The organism is uncultured Clostridium sp., assembly GCF_937920395.1.
Taxonomy (GTDB): Bacteria; Bacillota; Clostridia; order Clostridiales; family Clostridiaceae; genus Clostridium_AD.
Genome location: NZ_CALEVF010000242.1, coordinates 1 through 6,653 on the forward strand (window position 1 = coordinate 1; position 6,653 = coordinate 6,653).

A 6,653-nucleotide genomic window follows, 5' to 3' on the forward strand; every position below is an offset into this window, starting at 1 on the left:
CATCCTTATAATAAGGGCGGCTTTGATCCAGTTAAATAAGCGCTCAGGAGGTTTTTAAATTTGAATATAAAGTTTTTAACTGAGCCACTTACTAGGTTTTTTTACATGGTAAATGGTGCAATTCATACAATTATACCAAATAATGATTTATCATATGGACTCGCAATAATTGTTTTCACAATTATTGTAAGATTAATATTGTTGCCTTTAAGTGTTAAACAACTTAGATCAACAGCTAAAATGGGTGCAATTCAACCAGAAATGAAAAAAGTTCAAACAAAATATAAAAGCGACCCACAAAAGGCTCAACAAGAAGTAATGAAACTTTATAAGGAAAATGGAGTAAACCCAATGGGTGGTTGTTTACCAATGATTGTTCAGATGCCTATTCTATTTTCTTTATATGCTGTTTTTCAACACTTAAATATGCATGGTGCTGGTTTTTTATGGATGCATGATTTAACAAAATCAGATCCAATATATATATTACCAATTTTATCTACTATTACAACATATTTTTCATCGAAACTTATGCAACCGCCGTCAACAGATGGCGCTCAATCTAAACAAACTTCAACAATGAACACTGTGATGGCTATTTTCATGGGATTCATGAGTCTTAAGTTTGCAGGTACATTAGTATTATATTGGGTAATAAATAATGTAATACAAATAATTCAAACTATATTTATAAATAAAATTGAATTAAATAAAAAAACGGATGAAGCAGTAGTAAATAAGAAATAAGTTTAACACAAGTGCCTAATTTTTACATTAAGAAAGGCGGGTGTAGCACGATATGAAGATTATTGAAATGATGGGAAAAAACGTTGACGATGCTATTAGTAAAGCACTAGAAGAATTAAAAGTAACAAGAGATAAAGTAAAAGTTGAAACATTAGATGAGGGAAGTAAAGGATTTTTAAATATCATTGGAGTAAAACCTGCTAAAATTAGAGTTACAGTTAAAAGAGATAGTTTAAAAGAAGCTGAAACATTTTTAATGGAAGTACTACAATCTATGAATATGAAAGCCGATGTTAAACTTAAAGATGAAAATAATGAAATGCATATTGATTTAATTGGACCTAATATGGGACTTTTAATAGGATATAGAGGCGAAACGTTAGATGCGCTTCAGTACCTTGTAAGTTTAGTGGTAAATAAAAATCATGATGAAGAGTATAAAAGAGTATTATTGGATACTGAAAATTATAGAGCAAAACGGGAAGAAACTTTAAAACGGCTTGCATCAAAAATTGCTTATAAGGTTAGGGTAAGCGGTAGAGTATTAAAACTTGAGCCTATGAACCCTTATGAAAGAAGAATAATACACTCATCGCTCCAAAATGATACATATATTTATACATTTAGTGAAGGTGAAGAACCTTATAGAAGAGTTGTAGTTGATTTAAAGAAAGCCTAAGGGCTTTCTTTTTAAATTTGTAAAACTAAAGAGTTTGATAAATATTTATGAAATTAGGAGGGTACATTTAATGAAAGAATTTGATACTATAGCTGCAATATCAACAAGCATAGGAGAAGGTGGTATATCCATAATTAGAGTATCTGGTGATAAGGCTATAAATATAGTGGATAGTATATTTATAGGTAAAAATAATAGAAAACTGAATGATTTTAAATCTTATACTATGAGATATGGTCATGTGATTGATAAAAATGGAATTAGACTTGACGAGGTTATTATTTCATATATGAAAGGCCCTAAAAGTTTTACAGCGGAGGATACTATTGAAATAAATTGTCATGGTGGGGTAGTTGGTACTAATAGAATATTGCAAGAGGTCATTCGCGCTGGTGCAAGAATAGCAGAACCTGGAGAATTTACTAAAAGAGCATTTTTAAATGGTAGAATTGATTTAAGTCAAGCAGAAGCAGTTATGGATATAATACGTGCAAAGACAGAACTTAGTATGAAGTCAGCACTTATGCAATCAGAAGGTTCGATTTCCAGGGAAATAAAAAACATTCGAGCTAAATTACTTAGTGTAATTGCGCATATAGAGGTTACAGTTGATTACCCAGAAGAGGATATTGAAGATGTAACTGCAAATGAAGTACGCGACGAAGTTACAGTTATAATAAGTGAGATAGAAATGTTACTTAGTACTGCAGATGAGGGTAAAATCTTAAGAGAAGGTCTAAGTACTGTTATAGTTGGAAAACCTAATGTAGGAAAATCATCACTTCTCAATGCTCTTGTAAAAGAAAAAAGAGCTATTGTCACAGATGTTCCAGGTACAACGAGAGATGCCATAGAAGAGTATATAAGTATCGAGGGCATACCTGTTAAAATAGTAGATACTGCTGGAATTCGTGAAACTGAGGATATAGTTGAAAAAATAGGAGTAGAAACATCTAAAGAAAAGATAGATGAGGCTGACTTAGTTATATTAATATTGGATTCAAGTATTAAGCTTAGTCGAGAGGATATAGAAATAATCGAATATATTAAAGAAAAAAAATACATTGTACTATTAAATAAAAGTGATTTAGGTGGTAAAATAGAGATAAGCGAATTACAAAATTTAAAAGCTAAGTATATTACTAATGTTTCAATAAAAACAGGTGTTGGTTTAGATTCAGTTAAAAGAAATATAAAGGATTTATTTTTTAATGGTGAAATTAAAACAGAAGGTGTTTTTGTTACAAATAATAGACATAAGCAGGCTTTAATACGGGCTAAGGAAAATTTGAAAGCATCATTAAATGCTTTAGAACATACTTTAGCTATTGATCTAGCTTCAATTGATATAAGAAATGCGTGGATGAATTTAGGCGAAATTACTGGCGAGGCACTAGATGAGGATATAATACATAAGATATTTGCTGAATTTTGTTTAGGAAAGTAGGGATAAATATGAAATATGATGCAGGAAATTTTGATGTTATAGTTATTGGAGCTGGGCATGCAGGTTGCGAGGCAGGCCTTGCCGCGGCAAGAATGGGGTGTAAAACTTTAATTTGTGCTATAAATTTAGAGAGCGTAGCTTTGATGCCTTGTAATCCTAATATTGGGGGAACTGCTAAGGGCCATTTAGTGAGGGAAATAGACGCACTTGGTGGTGAGATGGGAGTAAATATTGATAATACATATATACAATCAAGAATGTTAAACACATCTAAAGGACCAGCTGTGTTTTCATTAAGAGCTCAAGCAGATAAAAAAGCATATGGAATGAGAATGAAACATGTATTAGAGACTCAGGAGAATTTGCAACTCAGACAATTAGAGGTAGTATCTATAGACGTAGAAGATGGTAAAATTAAAGGTATCCTTACTAAAAATGAGGCATATTTCACGACTAAGACTATTGTTATAGCATCGGGGACATATTTAAAATCAAAGATTATAATTGGGGATCTTAGTTATAGTGAGGGACCTAGCGGATTACAGCCTGCAAATGAACTTTCTAAATCATTATGTGAACTAGGAATAAAACTAAGGCGTTTTAAAACAGGAACGCCATCTAGAGTAAACAGACGCTCAGTTGATTTTTCTAAGATGGAGGAGCAATTAGGCGATACGCAGGTAGTTCCATTTTCGTTTATTAGTGATGATATAAGCCGTAAACAGCTATCGTGTTATTTAACTTATACAAATGAAGACACACATAATATAATCAGAAAAAACATAATGAGATCACCTTTATATAATGGTTCAATTAAGAGTACTGGGCCTAGATATTGTCCATCTATTGAAGATAAAGTAATGAGATTTACTGACAAAGAAAGACACCAAATATTTATCGAGCCTGAAGGTGAAAGTACCGAGGAGATGTATGTTCAAGGTATGTCTAGTTCACTTCCTGAGGAAATACAGGTTGAAATGTTAAAAACAGTTCCAGGACTTGAAAATGTAGAAATTATGAGAACTGCTTATGCAATAGAATATGACTGCATAGACTCACTAGATTTAAAACTCTCACTAGAATTTAAAGATATTAGTGGATTATTTTCAGCAGGTCAAATAAATGGTAGCTCGGGATATGAAGAAGCGGCATCTCAAGGTATTATTGCAGGTATAAACGCAGCACTTCTTACTCAAAACAAAGAGCCGTTAATATTAAAAAGATCTGATGGTTATATAGGAGTTTTAATTGATGATTTAGTAACTAAAGGAACTAATGAACCATATAGAATGATGACCTCAAGAGCGGAGTATAGATTATTATTAAGGCAAGACAATGCGGACTTAAGGTTAACTGAAATAGGACATAGTGTTGGACTTGTGACTGAACATAGATATGATATTTTCAAAAAAAAGAAGCTGCAAATAGAAAAAGAAATCGAAAGAATTAAAAATTTACAAATTACAAATAAAAAAGAGATCGAGGAATTTTTAATCTCTTGTAATTCTACGCCTCTAAAAAAACCTATTAGTTTATATGAGCTTATAAAAAGGCCAGAACTTGACTATTATATGGTTGAAAAACTAGATGTAGATAGACCTATATTAAATAAGTATATATGTGAACAAGTTAATATTGTTTCAAAATATGAAGGTTATATCCAGAAACAATTAGACCAAATTAAGCAATTTAGAAAGTTTGAAAGTAAAAGTATATCTAAAGATATAAATTATGATAAGATAAAAGGATTGCGGATAGAGGCTATGCAAAAATTAGGTAAAGTTAAACCTGAAAGTATAGGTCAAGCTTCTAGAATATCAGGAGTATCACCTGCAGATATGTCTGTGCTAATGATATATCTTGAGCAACAAAAAAGACTATTGAACTCAAAAATCGAAAATAACTTATAAAAATTATATAGAGGTGAAATATGGAGTACTTTGATATATTAAATGAGGCTAGTAATAATGTAGGACTTAAATTTGATCAAAAAAAATACGATCAATTTATGTTATATAAAGACCTTATAAAGGAATGGAATGAGAAAATAAATTTGACGGCTATAAAAGAGGATGAAGCAATAGTAAAAAAACATTTTATTGATTCTATGAAGGTTTTTAAGTTTGATCAGCTAAAGAATGCTAAAAGTGTTATAGATATAGGGACTGGAGGAGGTTTTCCGGGTATTCCTATGAAAATAATAAAACCTGAAGTTAATATAGTCCTACTAGATTCACTGAATAAGAGAATTATTTTTCTGAATGAAGTAATTAATCGACTTAATTTGAAAAATATTAAAGCTATTCATGGTAGGGCAGAAGATTTTGCAAGGGAAAAACAATATAGAGAAAAATTTGATATTGCAGTATCAAGAGCTGTTGCTAATTTAACTGTTTTAAGTGAATATTGTATACCATATGTAAAGGTTGGAGGGTATTTTGTAGCAATGAAAGGTCCTGCAGTTGAAGATGAAATTAAGTTGTCAAAGAATGCAATTAGGATGCTTGGTGGACAAATAGAGCATATAGAAAAGGTGCAAATTGAGGGTAGTGATTTAAATCATAATTTAGTAATAATAAAAAAGATTTCACAAACTCATAAAGAATATCCTAGAAAAGCAGGTATGGTTACCAAGGCACCTTTAGTTTAGAAGTCATCTACTGACGAAAATCACTGAAAGTGGTTACTACAGCACTAAAAAAGATGATTATAGTACTGAAAGTGACAATTAATGGTATAATTTGTCGTACGAAAGAATAATAAAAAAGAAGGAAATAACATAATAAAAGAGAATTGTTAATATAAGGTAAAAATTGAAAAAGGGAAAATTGAGGGATGGTATATTATGCAGGATAATGTAAATCACGTATCTATAGAATTAATTTCTCCAAATGTTTATCAACCTAGAAAGCACTTTAATGAAGAAACTATTGAGGAACTGTCTCAGTCAATAAAAGCTTACGGAATAATTCAGCCACTAACAGTTAGAAAAAGTGGTGAAAACAGATATGAATTGGTTGCGGGTGAAAGAAGATTAAGAGCAGCAAAAAAAATAGGCCTTGAAGAAGTTCCAGTAATTATTATAGATATAACAGATAAAGAGTCTGCGGCTATTGCGTTACTCGAAAATTTACAAAGAGAAGATTTAAATTTCTTCGAAGAGGCTACAGCATATTATAATCTTATTCAAGACCATGCTTATACACAAGAACGGTTAGCCCAAATGATAGGTAAGAAACAATCAACAATTGCAAATAAATTAAGATTACTTAAATTGGATAAGGAAATAACTAATATTTTAGTGGAAAATAAACTTACAGAGAGACATGCTAGAGCGCTTCTTCGATTACCTAATATAAATATTCAAAAGAAAGTATTAAAAATAGTAGTTAGTAAATCACTTAATGTTAAAAATACAGAAGAACTTATTGAAAAAGAATTACTTAAGTTATGCAGAACTGAAGTGGCAGCAGATGGAAAGAAAAAGATAAAAGGAATTTTTGCGCCTAGAGTTTATATAAATACTATAAAGCAAGTTTTTGATAAATATGGAATAAATGCGCAATATAAATCTAAAGAATTAGAAGATAGTATAGAGGTAACAATTAGGATTCCCAAAAAATGACTTCCAAAACAGGATGTTTCACGTGAAACATCCTGCTTTTTTATTTTTTTTGAAATATTGCAAAAAATACTATTAATATATTTAACATAAATATATAATGAATTATATAGTACAATAAATATGTTTATATATGTATACATATATAAACATATACA

6 protein-coding genes are annotated in these 6,653 nt (G+C 30.6%); all 6 read left to right on the forward strand.

Annotation, left to right across the window (positions count from 1 at the left end; translation table 11 throughout):
- Nucleotides 1-60: 60 nt before the first annotated feature.
- On the forward strand, nt 61-747 hold the full coding sequence (gene yidC, locus Q0649_RS15905; protein WP_298844272.1) for a membrane protein insertase YidC: 687 nt from the start codon (nt 61-63) through the stop codon (nt 745-747).
- A gap of 52 nt (nt 748-799) precedes the next feature.
- Nucleotides 800-1,426 carry an RNA-binding cell elongation regulator Jag/EloR gene (gene jag, locus Q0649_RS15910; protein ID WP_298844275.1) on the forward strand — a complete coding sequence of 209 codons (627 nt, stop codon included), beginning with the start codon at nt 800-802 and terminating at the stop codon, nt 1,424-1,426.
- 70 nt (nt 1,427-1,496) lie between these two features.
- The gene (mnmE, locus tag Q0649_RS15915) at nt 1,497-2,873 is read left to right on the forward strand and encodes a tRNA uridine-5-carboxymethylaminomethyl(34) synthesis GTPase MnmE (protein WP_298844276.1); all 1,377 of its coding nucleotides are present in this window, start codon (nt 1,497-1,499) and stop codon (nt 2,871-2,873) included.
- Nucleotides 2,874-2,881: 8 nt separating this feature from the next.
- Complete coding sequence (gene mnmG, locus Q0649_RS15920; protein WP_298844278.1) at nt 2,882-4,783, forward strand: tRNA uridine-5-carboxymethylaminomethyl(34) synthesis enzyme MnmG; 1,902 nt, start codon at nt 2,882-2,884, stop codon at nt 4,781-4,783.
- Between the two features lie 20 nt (nt 4,784-4,803).
- Nucleotides 4,804-5,523 carry a 16S rRNA (guanine(527)-N(7))-methyltransferase RsmG gene (rsmG, locus tag Q0649_RS15925; RefSeq protein ID WP_298844281.1) on the forward strand — a complete coding sequence of 240 codons (720 nt, stop codon included), beginning with the start codon at nt 4,804-4,806 and terminating at the stop codon, nt 5,521-5,523.
- 195 nt (nt 5,524-5,718) lie between these two features.
- Nucleotides 5,719-6,498, forward strand: a complete 780-nt coding sequence (noc, locus tag Q0649_RS15930) for a nucleoid occlusion protein (protein WP_298844283.1) — start codon at nt 5,719-5,721, stop codon at nt 6,496-6,498.
- The last annotated feature ends 155 nt before the right edge of the window (nt 6,499-6,653 follow it).

Excerpts from the sequence above, each read along its gene's own strand:
- mnmE (WP_298844276.1), top strand. The coding sequence starts at position 1,497 with ATGAAAGAATTTGATACTATAGCTGCAATATCAACAAGCATAGGAGAA.
- mnmG (WP_298844278.1), top strand. The coding sequence starts at position 2,882 with ATGAAATATGATGCAGGAAATTTTGATGTTATAGTTATTGGAGCTGGG.
- jag (WP_298844275.1), top strand. The coding sequence starts at position 800 with ATGAAGATTATTGAAATGATGGGAAAAAACGTTGACGATGCTATTAGT.
- rsmG (WP_298844281.1), top strand. The coding sequence starts at position 4,804 with ATGGAGTACTTTGATATATTAAATGAGGCTAGTAATAATGTAGGACTT.
- noc (WP_298844283.1), top strand. The coding sequence starts at position 5,719 with ATGCAGGATAATGTAAATCACGTATCTATAGAATTAATTTCTCCAAAT.